This is a genomic window from Pseudoalteromonas sp. 0802, from assembly GCF_013350085.1.
Taxonomy (GTDB): domain Bacteria; phylum Pseudomonadota; class Gammaproteobacteria; order Enterobacterales; family Alteromonadaceae; genus Pseudoalteromonas.
Map to the genome: position 1 here is coordinate 567,002 of NZ_JABVXE010000002.1, position 16,881 is coordinate 583,882.

The 16,881-nt window shown below is 41.1% G+C and carries 12 protein-coding genes; 7 read left to right on the forward strand and 5 right to left on the reverse strand.

Features of this window, described 5'->3' with window-relative positions; all coding sequences use genetic code 11:
- Nucleotides 1-50 precede the first annotated feature (50 nt).
- Nucleotides 51-1,547 (reverse strand): arylsulfatase, encoded by a 1,497-nt coding sequence (locus tag HUS61_RS07335; protein ID WP_058584678.1) that lies wholly within the window; start codon nucleotides 1,545-1,547, stop codon nucleotides 51-53.
- Nucleotides 1,548-1,937: 390 nt separating this feature from the next.
- Between HUS61_RS07335 and HUS61_RS07340 the strand changes: the two genes are divergently transcribed.
- The 3 genes from HUS61_RS07340 to HUS61_RS07350 all read left to right on the forward strand — a co-directional run bounded on the left by HUS61_RS07340 (nucleotide 1,938) and on the right by HUS61_RS07350 (nucleotide 4,515).
- Nucleotides 1,938-2,729, forward strand: a complete 792-nt coding sequence (locus HUS61_RS07340) for a hypothetical protein (RefSeq protein ID WP_175081679.1) — start codon at nucleotides 1,938-1,940, stop codon at nucleotides 2,727-2,729.
- Nucleotides 2,730-2,772: 43 nt separating this feature from the next.
- Nucleotides 2,773-3,942: a BamA/TamA family outer membrane protein gene (locus tag HUS61_RS07345; protein ID WP_269407246.1), complete on the forward strand. Its 1,170-nt coding sequence runs from the start codon at nucleotides 2,773-2,775 to the stop codon at nucleotides 3,940-3,942.
- A 111-nt stretch (nucleotides 3,943-4,053) separates the two neighbouring features.
- Nucleotides 4,054-4,515, forward strand: a complete 462-nt coding sequence (locus HUS61_RS07350; RefSeq protein WP_058584677.1) for a hypothetical protein — start codon at nucleotides 4,054-4,056, stop codon at nucleotides 4,513-4,515.
- Between the two features lie 101 nt (nucleotides 4,516-4,616).
- On the opposite strand, the gene HUS61_RS07355 is transcribed toward HUS61_RS07350, so the two are convergent.
- Together HUS61_RS07355 and HUS61_RS07360 are read right to left on the reverse strand one after the other, a co-directional pair.
- Entirely contained in the window at nucleotides 4,617-6,101 is a 1,485-nt protein-coding gene (locus HUS61_RS07355) for a S41 family peptidase (protein WP_175081680.1), read from the reverse strand.
- Nucleotides 6,102-6,913: 812 nt separating this feature from the next.
- Nucleotides 6,914-8,434 (reverse strand): aldehyde dehydrogenase family protein, encoded by a 1,521-nt coding sequence (locus HUS61_RS07360; protein WP_058584675.1) that lies wholly within the window; start codon nucleotides 8,432-8,434, stop codon nucleotides 6,914-6,916.
- A gap of 177 nt (nucleotides 8,435-8,611) precedes the next feature.
- Between HUS61_RS07360 and HUS61_RS07365 the strand changes: the two genes are divergently transcribed.
- A complete protein-coding gene (locus HUS61_RS07365; protein ID WP_175081681.1) occupies nucleotides 8,612-9,520 on the forward strand; it encodes an AraC family transcriptional regulator in 909 nt (302 codons plus the stop codon).
- On the opposite strand, the gene HUS61_RS07370 is transcribed toward HUS61_RS07365, so the two are convergent.
- Nucleotides 9,510-10,181, reverse strand: a complete 672-nt coding sequence (locus HUS61_RS07370) for a YoaK family protein (protein WP_175081682.1) — start codon at nucleotides 10,179-10,181, stop codon at nucleotides 9,510-9,512. The genes HUS61_RS07365 and HUS61_RS07370 overlap by 11 nt on opposite strands.
- Before the next feature lie 129 nt (nucleotides 10,182-10,310).
- On the opposite strand from HUS61_RS07370, the gene HUS61_RS07375 reads away from it, so the two are divergent.
- Entirely contained in the window at nucleotides 10,311-11,342 is a 1,032-nt protein-coding gene (locus HUS61_RS07375; RefSeq protein WP_063529444.1) for a LacI family DNA-binding transcriptional regulator, read from the forward strand.
- Here HUS61_RS07375 and gtfA read toward each other — a convergent pair.
- Nucleotides 11,339-12,811 (reverse strand): sucrose phosphorylase, encoded by a 1,473-nt coding sequence (gene gtfA, locus HUS61_RS07380; RefSeq protein WP_175081683.1) that lies wholly within the window; start codon nucleotides 12,809-12,811, stop codon nucleotides 11,339-11,341. The two genes, HUS61_RS07375 and gtfA, sit on opposite strands and share 4 nt — an antisense overlap.
- Before the next feature lie 138 nt (nucleotides 12,812-12,949).
- Here gtfA and HUS61_RS07385 point away from each other — a divergent pair, with 138 nt between their 5' ends.
- Entirely contained in the window at nucleotides 12,950-14,170 is a 1,221-nt protein-coding gene (locus HUS61_RS07385) for a sugar MFS transporter (protein ID WP_175081684.1), read from the forward strand.
- Nucleotides 14,171-14,322: 152 nt separating this feature from the next.
- Nucleotides 14,323-16,722, forward strand: a complete 2,400-nt coding sequence (locus HUS61_RS07390) for a TonB-dependent siderophore receptor (RefSeq protein WP_175081685.1) — start codon at nucleotides 14,323-14,325, stop codon at nucleotides 16,720-16,722.
- The last annotated feature ends 159 nt before the right edge of the window (nucleotides 16,723-16,881 follow it).

Genomic DNA, 16,881 nt, shown 5'->3' on the forward strand with positions numbered 1-16,881 from the left:
ATTAAAAAAGGGCCAAGTAGGCCCTTTTCAACTTAACTTATGATTAGTAATTAATGACCATAGTTTAGTGATTTTGCTTTTTCGATTGCTTCATTCACGTTAAGAGACGCTGACTCTTGACGCGGTGGGAACTCTACAAAAGATTGTACATGTTCGTTTAACTTAGCAATGATTGGCTGTAGCAACCAGCTCTTACGCATGATTTGATGGAAACCTGTTACTCCATCATAGTGCTCTAATGGATCTTTACGTAAGTTAAATAGTTTAGGCATGCTATGAGTTACCATGTCTTCGTAATATAAGCCATTTGGTTTAGTCGCAAAGTGCATTTTCCATGGACCAAAACGCACTGCTGTAAGCTGAGACTCATAGTAATAGAAGAAATAATTACGCGCAGACTTATCAGCCTTACCAGTCCAGTATGCTAGGTTGTTTTCACCATCAATATAAACTTTGTCTGACTTTTTAAGCTTTTCACGTAAGTTCTTTTCGCCTAATGCAGCCGCAACTGTAGGGAAAACATCTTCATGCGATGAAATACCATTTAGCTTTAAGCCTTTTGGAATTTTGTTTGGCCAACGAACTAAGAAAGGCACACGTACGCCACCTTCCCAAGTTGTCATTTTTTCACCGCGGAATTCAGTTGTACCTGCATCTGGCCAGCTTGATTGCTCAGGGCCATTATCACTGGTGTAAATAACAATGGTGTTATCGGCAATTTTTAGCTCATCAAGTTTATCAAGCAGCTTGCCAACATGGCCATCATGTTCAATCAGGCCACTACCAAATACGTCTTCTTCAGAGCTAATACCCGTCGCTAAATGACGGCTTTCTGGTTTTAAGTGAGTGTAAACATGCATACGGCTAGACGCATGCCAAATAAAGAATGGTTTTTTCGCCTTAACTGCACGTTCCATAAAGTTAAGTGAGCGCTCTAACACTTCTTCGTCAAAGGTTTCCATACGTTTACGAGTAAGTGGGCCGGTATCAATGATTTTGCCATTGGCGTAAGATTCGATCACACCACGTGGACCAAACTTTTTCACAAACTCAGGATCTTTTGGGTAATCCGCTTGTTCAGGCTCTTCGGATACATTGAGGTGGTACAAGTTACCGTAAAATTCATCAAAGCCATGCTTTGTTGGTAAGTGCTCATCTAAGTCACCTAGGTGGTTTTTACCATATTGCGCAGTCATATAACCGCGATCTTTTAAAAATTCAGCTAGCGTAGGATCAGCTTCTTTTATGCCAAGTGGGTTACCTGGTTGGCCCACTGTTGTTAAGCCTGTTCGAATTGGTAATTGCCCCATTAAAAACGCAGCACGACCCGCTGTACAACTAGGTTGTGCATAGTGATCTGTAAACAATGCACCTTCGTTAGCAATGCGATCAATATTAGGGGTTGGGTAGGTCATACCGTGCGAGTATGCACTGAGTGAGATTGGCGCAACGTCATCAACCATAATGGCTAATACGTTCGGTTTATCTGCAGCAAGGCTTACCGTTGAAACCAAGCCACAGATAGCCGCCGCTATTAGTTTTTTCATAAATCATCCCTTTTCATTAATAGTACTTTTTACTCTAGATGAGCAGTTTTCAGTATAGATTAAAAAACAAACCAGTCTAGTCTCTAAAAGCGGCAAAAACGATTTAAATCAAATTTCCACAAAAATCACACATTTTCATTAACCAGTTGATAAATTAATATAAATTGTTACTAAAGTGCTTTTTGAGAGCTTCGTTGTATTTGCTGAGGCTTGTTCGATTTTTGTTCTCGCATTTGTCACTATTTTTATGCTATTTTTATTTTAGAAAGGAATAAATTGATGCCTCTTTAGAGGCTGAAGTCGAGAATTTATTAAGCTAAAAGTATCTAATTTCAACTTATATAAACTAAAAAAACATTAATTTTTCAAACTTTTGTGTAAGGAAAACACATGACTTCTCTTCGATTCCCCTCTTTACTAACGCTTATGATTGCAGCCTCGAGCCATGCGGCTGAGCAAAAAGAAGTACAAGACATGTCAGACCCTCTGGCCGTTTATACTCAAGTAGGAGTTGGCGCTACAAATAAAGGGCTCAACTTTAAAGTTGGCCAAGCATACGATACGGGCATAGCAACAACTGCTGGCATGAATGTTTTTGAAGTAAAAGGAATATATGGCGATGCGCTGGGCTGGGAAAGCGATAGCAAAACGACAGATTCAATTGACTCATTTCGCTTTCGGAACTTCTCTGTTGATTTAAGCACTATGAGTGCAACACAGATTGATGCCAACTATAACCTAAATGCCAACCTTGTTGCTGACGAAAGCATGGATGTTTCGTATAGCTATATAAAAGCACTAAAACCTATGGGGCGTTTTACGTTTTACCCGTTAGCTGGTGTGGGTGCATCGCTCGGTGAAAATACACTAGAAGATGATGGTAGTCGTGACAGTGGTTATTCCATTATTGGAGCCTATGGTTTAGTGGGTATGTATGCAAAAATTACTATTAACGATAAAATTTGGCTTAACTACAATCCATTTTGGCTAACAACTATCGGCGGTAGCGATAACTATAAAGACCACTACTACGGTCTAAACCAAAGCCATATTTTGACTCATGAATTTGCAGCAAGTTACCAAATTAACCCGCGTATGAATCTACGCTATTTCGCAAACTGGAATGAAAACGTTGATTTTATGGATGGCGATCATCGTCTCGAATTTAATTATCAGCTATAAATTAAAATTTGAAATATCAAGAAACAACAAGGTAAAGGATTAAGTGAAAAAAGTTGTACTAATAAATATGCTTACAGCAATTTTGCTAAGCACACAAAGCTTTGCATCAAGTTACGATGAATATGCAATAAAACCTGCAGAGCAGCAATTAAGTAATCAACAGCAAAAAGTTGATGAGCCCATTTCATTTTTACCCATACCGACTTTTATTACAGAGCCAGCTGTAGGGCCAGGCCTTGGTGTTGTTGGCCTTTTTTTTCATGACAACGAAAAGAAAGCCAAAAAGAAGAAAAAAGAAGGCTCTACCCTACCACAAAGCATTAGTTTAGTGGGCCTAATGGGCACTAAAAATGGCACCAAAGGCGGTGCTGTTGGCCACATTACCTTTTGGGATGAAGACCGTATTCGCTATCAAGGGATTGTTGGCTGGGCGAGTATAAACCTTGATTTTTATACCTTCGACGAGATCAAGCTACTCACACCATTGTCGTTGAATATTGAAGGCCCAGCGGTGTTTCAAAACCTTAAGTTGCGCTATGACGAAAGTAACTTTTTTTACGGCTTTAAACAGATTTATCGTAAAGTAGAAATAAGCTTAGCCGAAAACCCTATCGAAGATTTTCTGCTCGAAAACGATATTATCAAAGACCACCTTTCACTTGATGTAAATACGTCAGGTATTGGCCCATTAATTGAGTACGATAGCCGAGATAACCCCCTAAACCCTGAGCGAGGCTTTAACTACAAGGCTGAGTATTTATATTATGATGAGGCAATTGGCAGTAAGGTTGATTACACGAGCTTAAAGCTTACCGCCTTAAATTACTGGCGTTACACCAATAAATTCAACTTTGCCCTGCGCATGCAGTATGACTCAGTTAACAACCGTGGTGAAAAACGCTTACCAGTATATATTCCGCCAAGTATTAGTCTTCGCGGTGTGTCTGCAACTCGCTATCAAGGTCTCGATGTATTTGTTACCGAAGCAGAAGCGAGCTATAAAATCACTCACAAAATAAAGCTCAATGTGTTTACTGGTATGGGCTGGGCAGCCGATAACTTTTCTGACTTATCGAAAGCTGAAACCATAGATACTGTAGGTGCAGGCTTTCGCTATTTAATTGATGAACATTACGGTATTAGTATCGGCTTAGATGTAGCCCATGGCCCTGAACAGAATGCAATTTACATTCAGGCGGGTTCTACTTGGTAATCCAAACTAATACTTTTGTTATTATTTTAACGACCAATTAAACCTAAAGATTGAATTAATTTATTTCACTGCTATCATCAATAGCTCAATAAATATTCAGGGATTGAACGGATGCATAAAAAAGTATCAACCAATCATTATCCATTCAAAGATTTTAAACCCCATGGTCTCGTAGAGTTTTATCAACGTGAGCATGTGCTTTTAACTACTGCCACAGGGCCTTTCAACGAAGAGATTATTGACGCGCACTCTTTTATGCAAAAAGATTACATCAACAAACTCAGCGCTGATTATGGTCAATGGTTTGAATTGGTTGAGTTTGAAAATTCATGCATGGCAACCCCCGGGGCACTTGAAAAGCTAATGGTGTATTTTGTTGAGCTTCGACGTAAAGGTATTGCGCCAGCCAAAACAGCCTTAGTGATAAAAGAAGGGCTTGAAGGCGGTAGCTTGTTGAGTGATACCTACTGCAATTTGTATAAACGAGCTGGCATGGTAATGAGTGTATTTAAGTCAAAAACGGCGGCTCTAAACTGGTTAGCAGAAGAGCCTGCTACAGAATTAGCTTGTTAATATACAATTTAATTTAAAAAGTGTTGCTCTTCTTCACGTAAGGTCAACACTTCAACTCCCCTCAGGGGTCTACCAAACGCTTTACTAAAGATAATGCTTAATTACAACTCAGCAATCATTTTAACGAGCGCTTGTGTGGTCCATTCAAGTTCATTGAATTTAATATCAGGTTGATAGTAAAAGCCTTTTTTTCTGGGTCTATTTACATAGACCTTTATCGGCAGAATCACTTTAGCAAAGCCTGAAGGTAAGGTTTCGAGCCTCACTTCCATGTAGGTAGAGTCTGTACTACTTGGTGCGCCAACTAATTGTGTGTTTGCAAAAAGCTTAAAACTATCCAGCGCATCTAAACAAGCACTGGCACATTGTCCTGGCACAATCACATAAACAGGTGTAGTAAACTGACTGGCGCTTTTTGGCATTGCTTGTTGCTCTGCTGAGACTATCTCGACATAAAATTGTTCACCCTTTTCATAAGCAGCTTGCATACTTTTGTGGGTTCTCTTTAACCATTGATGCCAAGGGCTAGCTTTATCATAGCTTGCGACTACATCGCCAAAATAGTCAGTATTACCTTTAGAAGTTCGCCACCACACTTGGGTATTTTTGTGTAACTCATAGCGACCATATTTAAACTGTTCACTGCCCCAAAGTGCTGAGGCTATTTGTTCACTCCACATTGATGAGCCACCTTGATTATGGCGAAGATCAAGCACCACAGCTTTAGCTTGCATTAACTTACTATGTTGCTGTTCAATGGCGCTCAGCATTGTTTGATAATCTGCTTGCTGCTGCTCATTGGGTGCATAAGTTGGCATGCTGATCCAAGCAATATCCTCTAAAGGCCAGTTGAGCTCAATTGGTAACTTATCGCCGTTGTAAGCATTTTTAAGTTTTTCTTTGACACTATCAGGCCTAATACGCCAGTTTAACTTTAAGCTGTAAGTAGAGCCGTCGGCTTTTTCAAACGTGCAGCTTTCAAGTGGCGACAAAAACGGGTTTCCATCATCAACCGTTAGTCGCCAGCCATGGTTCCACCAACTACCGGGTTGTTCTACTTCGCCGTAATAGCGAAAAACACGCTCAACGAGCAAAGTATTAATTGCAGTATTATCACAGCTTACGAGCTTATCGCCTTTGGCAACCGTATCTAATTCACTGTAATACACTTTCAACGCATCACCCCGCCAAACTGTTGAAAAGCCCGGCCAACTTCTTTGTGGCTTTAGTTCTCTAGGTAGGGTATCAACCGCTCCAGCATGACCATCTTGTAGAACAGTTCTAAAACGTGCAATAGCCGCAGCAAAACCTTGTGAACTATGCGCTTTTACAGCCAGCTTTAAGCCTTCTTGCTTTGCTTTTTCGAGCTGTTTTGCAAAACCTGGGTTACGTACATCATGCATCCCTGGGTGATTGATAACCGACAACTGATAAGCCGCATCAACATCTTTTATAGCAAGTTCAGACCAATTAATTTCAGAGTGAGTGACTGTACTGCCCTCACCGGCGCGAGATAAGTTCACACCAAAAGGGCTAAAGTTTAGAGCTACAAAGATGACTGATGAGTAAAGCGTCAAGCGTTTCATAAAAATCCATTTTAAATAGTTATTATGTTTAAAAAACACCCTATTTAATCACTAAGGCATTGTTGTGGCAATAAAAAACAATTCACATGCTAATAGATTAAAAAAATTCATCTATCAGGTTTATTTTAATCGTTTGTCGGTTTAGAAGGATTACTCTAAAGTTAACCCATCAGCGCTTTTAAGCTAAACAGCTTCACACCATTGAAAGTGTTTGCGCTAACCGAATTGTTGTCACAAAAAGTCTAGCTTGTGTGTTCTCTGGGCTTTTTATATACCGAGTTACTGCACACGCGGTAACTCAACCAAATTGTTGTCAAAAGCTTAGCTTGTGTGTTCTCTAAGCTTTTTTATTCCGAGTTACTGCACTTGCGGTGACTCAACCAAATTGTTGTCAAAAGCTTAGTTTGTGTGTTCTCTAAGCTTTTTTATTCCGAGTCATTGCACTTGCGGTGACTCAACCAAATTGTTGTCAAAAGCTTAGCTTGTGTGTTCTCTAAGCTTTTTTATTCCGAGTTACTGCACTTGCGGTGACTCAACCAAATTGTTGTCAAAAGTTTAGTTTGTGTGTTCTCTAAGCTTTTTTATTCCGAGTCATTGCACACGCGGTGACTCAACCAAATTGTTGTCAAAAGCTTAGTTTGTGTGTTCTCTAAGCTTTTTTATTCCGAGTCATTGCACTTGCGGTGACTCAACCAAATTGTTGTCGAAAAGCCTGGCTTGTGTGTTCGCCGGGCTTTTTTATGCCCGCTATAAAATAAAAACGCCACTAGATGTGGCGTTTGGGTAGTTTCGACAACAATAAGAAATTGCTTTTAAAAGAAGCCCAGTGGATTCTCACTGTAACTTACTAATAGGTTTTTAGTTTGTTGGTAATGATCAAGGGCGAGTTTATGTGTTTCGCGGCCTATACCTGACTTTTTATAGCCGCCAAACGCAGCGTGTGCTGGGTACATATGGTAGCAGTTAGTCCAAACACGGCCCGCTTCAATCTTACGACCAAAGTGATAAGCACGGTTCATGTTTCGACTCCACACACCAGCACCTAAACCAAATTCTGAGCTATTAGCAAGGGCTAATGCTTCGTCTTCATCTTTAAAAGTCGACATTGAAATTACCGGCCCAAAAATCTCTTCTTGGAACACGCGCATGTCGTTAGTGCCTTTTAATAGTGTTGGTTGAATGTAGTAACCGCCGTTAAACTCATCAGACAGTTGCTCCACTTCGCCGCCAGCGAGGACTTCGGCCCCTTCTTTTTTACCAATTTCGATGTAGCTTAGAATCTTATCAAACTGAGCTTGTGATGCTTGAGCACCCACCATGGTTTCAGTATCAAGTGGGTTACCCCGTTTAATTTGCAAAGTACGGGCAAGAACACGCTCAATAAATTGCTCGTAAATATCTTCTTGAATAAATAAACGCGATGGACACGTACACACTTCACCTTGGTTAAAGTACGCAAGTACGGCTCCTTCAATCGCTTTACTCAAAAATTCATCGTCTTTTTCCATTACATCGTTAAAGAAGATATTTGGCGATTTACCACCTAGCTCGACCGTCGAAGGAATAATATTATCAGCAGCACATTTTAAGATATGTGAACCCACTGGCGTTGAACCAGTAAAGGCAATCTTCGCGATTCGAGTACTGGTTGCCAGCGCTTCGCCCGCTTCTTTACCATAGCCATTTACCACATTTAGAACACCTGCAGGCAACAAGTCACCAATCACTTCAAGCAACACTAATATAGATGTAGGCGTTTGTTCAGCTGGTTTTAAAACAATACAGTTACCCGCAGCAAGGGCTGGTGCAAGTTTCCATGCCGCCATCAACAATGGAAAGTTCCAAGGAATAATTTGCCCTACTACACCTAGTGGCTCATGAAAATGATAGGCCACCGTGGTTTCGTCTATCTCACCGATTGAGCCTTCTTGCGCGCGCACACAACCTGCGAAATAACGAAAATGATCAGCCGCTAAAGGCACATCTGCCGCAAGTGTTTCACGAATTGCTTTACCGTTATCCCAGGTTTCGGCCACTGCCAACATTTCTAGGTTTTGTTCAATACGATCGGCAATTTTTAATAAGATATTGCTACGCTCGGTGACCGACGTAGTTCCCCATGCCGCTTTTGCATCGTGGGCTTTATCAAGTGCCAGTTCGATATCTTCTTTTGATGAACGAGGTACTTTACAAAACACTTTACCGTTTACTGGGCTGATGTTTTCAAAGTATTCTCCTTTTACAGGGGCAACCCATTGGCCACCAATATAATTCTCATACTGCGCTTTAAAGTTAACTTTTGCGCCTTCACTACCTGGATTTGCATAAATCATAATGTGTTCTCTCTTCAAATTGTTGTGTTTTATTTAGCATTGACTAAATCATGCGGTAGGTTATTGTTTAATGAACCGCTAACAATTGAAGTTAGCTCAGTTACTGAAAACACACTTGATTCCTAGTCCAGACTTTTTGACTATTTGTCCAGAATTTAGGACGACAGCGAGGCAACAATGAACACATCAGTTAGTAACAGAAGTTTAGATAAAAAACGACAACGTATTGATGTGCTTATTGAAAATAAAGTCAGTTTTGCGGGCGAACATGCCGAATTAAGTATTTACGACACCTATTTAGATGCCCAAAAAGTGGCGTTACATTCCACTGAATTATTATTTTGCGGCATGATCAGCGGTAAAAAAATCATGCATGTCGCCGACAGTGATTATCATGAAGAGTTTTTACCAAACCAGTCATTTGTACTTGCCCCAGAGCAAGGGGTGCTAATCGATTTTCCCAATGCATCTCTTAATCAGCCAACAACCTGTTTAGCGATTGAAATCAGTACCGATAAAATAAGCCAAGTAGTTGATGCTCTTAATTTTAACCAACAAATTACCCAGGATGACTTTTTTCAATATCAAGCCAAGTTAGTGCACGCCCAGCATAATACGCAAACTCAACAACTGCTTGAGCGAATGATCACCCTATTTAGTGAAAATGAACAACACCGCGATTACTTAATTGATCTATCACTCAATGAACTCATAACCCGTCTGTTACAGCAGCAAAGCCGAGACTTAATGATAGCAAGTTGTAAGCAAGGCAAGCTCGCAACCCCATTAAGCCATGTAGTAAGTTATATAGAACAGCATCTTGCTGAGAATATTGATATTGATGTGTTATGTAAGATAGCGTGTATGAGCCGCAGTAAATTTTATCAGCAATTTAAGCTGGCATTTGGTGTTACACCCGCTCTTTGGCAACAGCAATTACGCTTACAAAAAGCGTATAAACTACTTCAAAAAGGTGAAGCGATTAGCCAAGTTTGTTATCAATTAGGCTTTAATAACCCAAGCCATTTTAGCCGTGTGTTTAAACAAGCCTTTGGCGCAACACCTAAAAGTATCGCTAACCATTAAGTTCTGGTTTGCGATGAGAATAAACACGATAGGTCAAGGCAAGTAAAATACAAATAGCACTAGGCACATAAAGCGCCGCAAAGCTCATTTTTGCAAATAACCATGCCCCTACTAAGCCGCCAAGAATAAACCCTAAAATGATTAGGCCGAACAGTTTAGCCTTACGTTTATCAAGTGCCTCGCCACGTAAAACGCGACCAAACATAATACCTAAATCAGTGAAGATACCCGTTACATGGGTGGTACGAACAATTGCACCACTGTAAGTTGTTGCTAAGGCGTTTTGTAAACCACATGCCGCAGACGCTAAAAAGTGCCCGTAACCCGAGCCATTAAACAATAACCAAAGTGCGCCCAGTAAAAGCCCTGCTTCAATCAATAATGCCGTGTCGTAATGACGACCTAGTTTAAGTGCTGAACTATGCAACAAGAACCCAGCAATACCAGACCCAACTAAAAATGACAGTAATACACCTAATAAATGTAAAGCATCAAGGCTATTGCCATGCATGAGGTCTGCGCCAAGCAAGGTTGCAGTTCCTGATAAATGGGATACCGCTTGATGCTCAAAGCTAAGTAAACCAACCGCATTCACACACCCAGCAACCAGCGCCAAAATAAATGCGCCAATCTCAACCCATTTTGGTAACTTAGAAATCACTCACTATTCGCCTTTTTCTCACACTCGTACTCATTCTTTTATGGTACGCCTATTTTTATGACTAAAAACACTTTTTTTCGACTCTTTATATGGTAATTTACCATTAAGTAAATCGATTAAGAACCTACAATGACAAAGCCAAAAACTTGGACGCTAAAAAGTATTGCCAAAGAGTTAGGCGTTTCAAATGCCACCGTATCAAATGCGTTTAATCGTCCTGATCAATTATCGAAAGCACGCCGCGAAGAAATTTTGGCGGCCTGTAAAAAGCTCGGCTATTTTGGCCCAAACAAGGCGGCGCAATCATTACGCAGAGGCACCTTTAATATTGTTGCTTTAGTATTGCCAGACAGCGTTGAATATATGGTATCAGATCCGGTTGCTAGCAGCTTTATGCGCGGTGTATCGGCGGTGCTCGAAAAAAATGGCATCAATCTTTTATTGTTTTCAGGTAACAACGATAACCTAAATAGCGTAGTCGATTTTGTTGATGGCTTTATTTGTTATGGTCGCCCACGTAATAAACAACTTGTTGAACAGTTAAAACAGGTTGCCAAACATGTGGTAACGGTTGATTTTAACATCGGTCGTGATGCCTCTGTAAACGTTAATAACCAACAAGCCAGTTTCGATATCGCCAAGCATGCACTACAAAAAAACGATGATCGGGTTGCTATTTTAGGCCTGCGCTTACTCGATAACGACGTATTATGCCGAGTATACGAACATCATGAGTTTGAAGCCGGTCAGTCGATTGCTCATCAACGACTGCGCGGTTATCACCAAGCAATCAGCGATGCTGGCATCACCCTGGGTGATGATAGAACATGGAATATTCCAGAAAGCAGTGAACGCTTTGCCAGCATTGCCGCCAAAGAAGCGCTTAGCAGCACTCCAAGACCAAACGTACTGTTGTGCATGAGTGATTTAATCGCCCTTGCCGCCATGCGCGAAGCATTAAAAATGGGCTTATCGATCCCTGAAGATGTCAGAATTGTTGGTTTTGATGGCATAGATGAAGGCCAACGATTTGTGCCAAAACTCACAACTGTCCATCAAAATAGCGAAGAAAAAGGCCGCATTGCTGCGACCTTGTTTCTATCGAAAGAGCAGCAAACAGCCGAAATCGACTATCAACTGCAATTGGGTCAAAGTAGTTAAGCTAAAAAGTCAGCCAAATCAACAATGTTCTGTTCGCCGTCTCGGTGATCAGCAATGATCACTTCGCGGCTAGCGAAGTCAACTTTTAACTCGATTGAGCTGGTATCATCATGCCAGCTTAAACGACACACACTGCCTTCACCTTTCGCAATAAACTCACCGTTAAATGCTGGATGCTCATTACGTAATTGAATCAGCTTGATTAAACCTTTCACCACAGGTTTAGCAAGCGCAGCATCAATGTCTTGCGCATTTAAATAAGGGCGATTGATATCACGACCTACATTGGTACGAGCCAATAATTCCATATCGTTTTCACAAGCGAACAGGCCACCATAATAAACTTGTGGAATACCTGGCGCGAAGAACTGAATTGCACGCGCTAATAAGTAATCAAAGTCATCTGCGCCCAAGGCATTATAGTATGTGCAGTTAACTTGGTATAAATCGACATTACTTGCTGCTGCACCAGTTGCTAAGCGGCTTTGCCCTTCACTCTTTTCATGAATGGTTTCAACCAAGTTATCAATTTCTGCTGCGTTTAATAAACCCGGTTTATCACCCATTGGGCCTGCGTCAATGATGCCAATACCATCATGGGTATCGAGTACCGTTAAACAGTTTCGCGGCGAAATAGTTAACCAATTCAGTAAAGCTTGCGCATCATTGCTAAACAAGGTGTGTAAAATAAGCGGTGGTAAAGCAAAGTCATAAACCATATTTACACGCTTTGCGACTTCAACCTGAGTTTGGAAATGGCTGTGGATCTCGGCAATGGTTTCCATACCCGCTTCATTAGCTTGTGCCGAAAGCTTATTTAAATACTCAAAAGTTTCATCCAACATAAAGCAGTTTGTGCCAGCTTCTTTAATCGCATAGCCTGCCGCATCTAAACGAATAATGTTGACATTATTATCAGCAAACTTGCCAAGCACCGTATTTAAATACTCGATACCCGCCGTTGATTTCACATTAATATCAATTTGGTTATCGGTAAATGTGGTCCAAAAATCATAGGTTTGGCCATCACCACACGCAATAGGTGTAAAGCAGCTACCCGGACGCGGACGGTAAATCGCTTGTTGCTCAACCTCAGACATGCCATTTGGGAATACATCGTCTTTAGTTAAAAATAAATCCCAAAATTCAGATTGCTTGCCTTTAGCGAGTACATCTTTAAATTGGAAAGATTGTGCTGAAACGTGGTTAACAATTAAGTCAGCCATAAGGTCATAGTTTGCACCAAGCACGTTAATATCGTCCCAGCTACCAAGGCGCGAGTCTACTTCACTATGATCAATAGGATCAAAGCCAGCATCACTGCCATCAATCGGATTATAAAATGGCAACAAATGTACACCTGCAAACACATTGTTAAGTGGGCCATTTAATAAATTACTTAATTCATCAATACCTTGACCAGTAATACGGTCTGCGTAGGTGATTAATTGCACTTTATTGTTGATCATAATTGTTAATACCAAGTTGAAACTTAATCGATTAAGATATATCTTTAACCACGACAGCAAATTATTCAAGCAGTTTTTATAGTTTTTATACACTAATATACATAGTAAAGGCGCAGACCTTTCGGTGGGGATACAACAATGAATAGAACACACGATCCTTTGCAAACCATTAGATGGCTGACATACATGATGTTTTTTATGTTTGCGATGACCTCTGATGCGGTTGGTATGATCATTCCTGAGCTTATCGAAGAATTTAATTTAAGCATGACCCAAGCCAGTGCCTTCCATTATGCACCTATGGCACTCATTGCATTCAGCGGCCTATTTTTAGGATTTCTTGCCGACAGTTTTGGCCGCAAACAAACCATCATGCTGGGGCTCGGCATATTCACTATTTGTTGTTTTCTGTTCGCCGTTAGCAGTAGTTTTAGCATATTTGTAGTGTTACTTAGCTGTATTGGTCTTGCTATTGGGTTATTTAAAACCGGTGCTTTGGCGCTGTTAGGTGATATTTCTAAAAACAATTTAGAGCACACAAAAACCATGAATTTGGTCGAAGGCTTTTTTGGTGTTGGCGCCATTGTAGGCCCTGCCCTTGTCAGCTTTTTAATCACCCAAAAGGTAAGCTGGACCTACCTTTACGTTATCGCTGGGGTTTTATGTTTAATTTTAACCTTAATTGCTTGGCGTGCAGATTACCCTAAACCTAAAAAGCTTGAAGAACACGCTAAACCTGCCTCTCTTGCAACCACCATGAGTATGATGAAAAATCCATATGCACTGGGCTTTTCGTTAGCGATTGCCCTTTATGTTGCAACCGAAGTGGCTATTTATGTATGGATGCCTACTCTACTTGGCGATTACAACGGCCCGTGGCAATTACTGGCAACCTATGCACTGACCTTATTTTTCATTTTACGCGCTGCTGGGCGTTTCTTAGCGGTATGGCTGCTGAACCACTTAAGCTGGCAAGCGGCAATGCTGTATTTAAGCTTAGGAATTGCACTGTGTTATCTAGGTTTAATTTTCGGCGGCGTTGATTGGGCGGTGTTCTTACTCCCTTTATCTGGGCTATTCATGTCGATGATCTACCCAACTTTAAACTCAAAAGGTATTTCTTGCTTTGCGGTGCAACAGCACGGTGCAGTTGCTGGGGTTATTTTGTTTTTTACTGCCCTTTCTGCGGCAGCAGGCCCATTATTAATGGGTGTGATCAGTGACTACTTTGGCCACATTCGTTACGGCTTTTATCTCGCAACAGGTTTCGCATGTATACTGTTTTTAGCCATGCTATATAACTACTTACGAAACCCTGCTGAGCAAGCTTTAGCGCAGCACAGTGCATTAAGCCACTAAATAAAAATCGTTAAAAATCAATTATCGAACATAAATTGTGCAAGTTTTTCGCTAAAAAGACTTGCACTGTGTAAAATTATTGTTATCTTTACTTAATCGATTAAGATAGCAATTTAGACAACAAACCATCTGGGATTGAGACGAGGCACATTATGACAACACACAAACATGCCCTTTATACATTAAGCGCGCTTGCATTAGCAGTAAGCCAAAACTTACAAGCAGAAGAGCAAGCACAACCTGAGGCTAAAAAAAGCGGCCTTGAAACTATCGTTGTAACCGGTGTACCACGCCGAACAACCATCATGGCATCAAGCTCATCGGTTAGCAGTGTTACATTAGCTGAAATTGAAGTATCAACACCTCGTTCTACTGCAGAAGCATTTAGAACAATCCCGGGTGTTCGTTCAGAATCAACTGGTGGTGAAGGTAACGCAAATATCGCGGTACGTGGTTTACCGGTTGCATCGGGCGGTGCTAAATTCTTGCAACTACAAGAAGATGGCTTACCTGTAATGCAGTTTGGCGATATTGCCTTTGGTAATGCAGACATTTTCATGCGCTTAGATTCAACAGTGCAAAGTGTTGAATCAATCCGTGGTGGCTCAGCATCAACAGCAGCAAGTGATGCCCCAGGTGGTATCATCAACTTTATTTCAAAAACGGGTGAGAACGAATCAGGCAGTGTATCGACCACGGTAGGCCTTGATTATGATTCAATTCGTACAGACTTTGAGTATGGTACTTACCTAAACGACAGTGTGCGCTATCACATTGGTGGCTTTGTTCGCCAAGGTGAAGGCCCACGTGAAACCGGATATACATCAAATAAAGGTGGCCAAATTAAGGCAAACCTAACCAAAGAATTTGATGCTGGTTATGTTCGTGTTTACTTTAAACACCTCGATGATAAGAGCGTAGGTTACCTACCTATGCCTATGTACTCAGATGGTGATTCAATCCCAGGTTTCGATGCACAATCAGATACGCCGCATTCAGCGCTTTTCACACAAACTCTACGTTTAAATGGTGATAACCAAATCAGCACAGGCGATATGACCGACGGTATGAACCCAGTTGTTACCTCAGTGGGTTTTGAAGCAGCATTTGATTTAGAGAACGACTGGCGCATCGAAAACCGCTTTAGAACATCATCAGTAAGCGGTAACTTTATTTCTCTTATTCCAGCTGAAGTCGCATCTGCAAGCTCTATCGCTTCTAGTATTGCTGGTGATGGTGCATCGCTTGTTTATGCAAATGGTGGCTCAGCAGGCGAAGCTTACGGCGATGACGATTTAGCAATGCGTATTCACACATTCGATGTAACGCTAAATGACATGGGTTCAATTGTTAATGATCTTAAGTTAACTAAGTCGTTCTCTGATGAAACTAGCGTTACCTTTGGTTACTTTGCATCAAGCCAATCGATTGATATGTCGTGGCTTTGGAACTCATATGTTATGGAGCTAAAAGGCGACAACGCTGCATTACTTGACGTTTACGCTGCAAATGGCGACAGCTATTCAGATAATGGCTTGTACGCTTATGGTACACCTTACTGGGGTAACTGCTGTCAACGTAACTACGACACAGAATACGAAACACGCGCACCTTACATTAACTTAGCTACTAAGTTTGGCAATTTAAGCATTGATGCAAGTGCTCGCTATGATTCAGGTGAAGCGCGCGGTAACTACGCAGGTGCCGTAACATCAACAATTGATATGAATGGCGACGGTACCATCTCAATTCCTGAGCAAAGTGTTGTTGGTATTGATAACGCGAACCCAAGCATTGTTAACTACGACTGGCACTACAGCTCATACTCAATTGGTGCGAACTACCAAATTGACCCAAGTTTTGCGACATTTGCCCGCTTAAGTAAAGGTGGCCGCGCAAATGCAGACCGCTTACTATTCGGTAAAGTAGAAGCAGATGGTTCGGTTGCCGAAGCCGATGCAATTGATGAAGTAAATCAATACGAAATCGGTGTGAAAAAACGTTTTGATTCACTATCAGTATTTGCAACTGCATTCTACGCAGAGACTGAAGAGCAAAACTTCGAAGCAACATCACAAAAATTCTTTGACCGCGAGTACGAAGCAAAAGGTATTGAGGTTGAATCAACCTACTACGTAGGTGATTGGGATTTCCGTGGTAACTTTACTTGGACAGACGCAGAAATTGCTAAAGATGCGTTATCGCCAGAGTTAGTCGGTAATACACCACGTCGTCAAGCTGACCTTATTTACTCACTAATGGCAACTTACAACTTTGATAAAGGTGCTGCTGGTCTAAGCTTTATTGGTACAACGGATGCTTACGCACAAGACAGTAACGACCTTGAGTTTGATGGCTATACACAAGTGAATGGTTTTGTAAGTTACAATTTATCTGAAAACTTAAGTCTATCGCTTAACGTGAACAACCTGTTCGACACCGTAGGTATCACCGAAGCAGAAGAAGGCTCAGTACCAGATAACGACATTATCCGCGCCCGTACTATTAACGGCCGTACAACGTCGCTTACTTTAAAATACTCTTTTTATTAATTACTCTCCTCCCTCGTTTTAGCCCAGTTTTTACTGGGCTTTTTCGGCTTTAATAGTCAGCTTTTTCTACTACACTTAATCAAATAGTCGTAATTACCCTCTTTCTAATAAAAAACACTGATAATAAGTTAATACTTTGATCTATAATCAGGGTTGGTA

Bases quoted from the DNA above. Each gene is read 5' to 3' on its own strand.
- HUS61_RS07385 (WP_175081684.1), top strand. From the start codon at position 12,950: ATGAATAGAACACACGATCCTTTGCAAACCATTAGATGGCTGACATAC.
- HUS61_RS07365 (WP_175081681.1), top strand. From the start codon at position 8,612: ATGAACACATCAGTTAGTAACAGAAGTTTAGATAAAAAACGACAACGT.
- HUS61_RS07355 (WP_175081680.1), bottom strand. From the start codon at position 6,101: ATGAAACGCTTGACGCTTTACTCATCAGTCATCTTTGTAGCTCTAAAC.
- HUS61_RS07375 (WP_063529444.1), top strand. From the start codon at position 10,311: ATGACAAAGCCAAAAACTTGGACGCTAAAAAGTATTGCCAAAGAGTTA.
- HUS61_RS07350 (WP_058584677.1), top strand. From the start codon at position 4,054: ATGCATAAAAAAGTATCAACCAATCATTATCCATTCAAAGATTTTAAA.
- HUS61_RS07390 (WP_175081685.1), top strand. From the start codon at position 14,323: ATGACAACACACAAACATGCCCTTTATACATTAAGCGCGCTTGCATTA.
- HUS61_RS07360 (WP_058584675.1), bottom strand. From the start codon at position 8,434: ATGATTTATGCAAATCCAGGTAGTGAAGGCGCAAAAGTTAACTTTAAA.
- HUS61_RS07335 (WP_058584678.1), bottom strand. From the start codon at position 1,547: ATGAAAAAACTAATAGCGGCGGCTATCTGTGGCTTGGTTTCAACGGTA.
- gtfA (WP_175081683.1), bottom strand. From the start codon at position 12,811: ATGATCAACAATAAAGTGCAATTAATCACCTACGCAGACCGTATTACT.
- HUS61_RS07340 (WP_175081679.1), top strand. From the start codon at position 1,938: ATGACTTCTCTTCGATTCCCCTCTTTACTAACGCTTATGATTGCAGCC.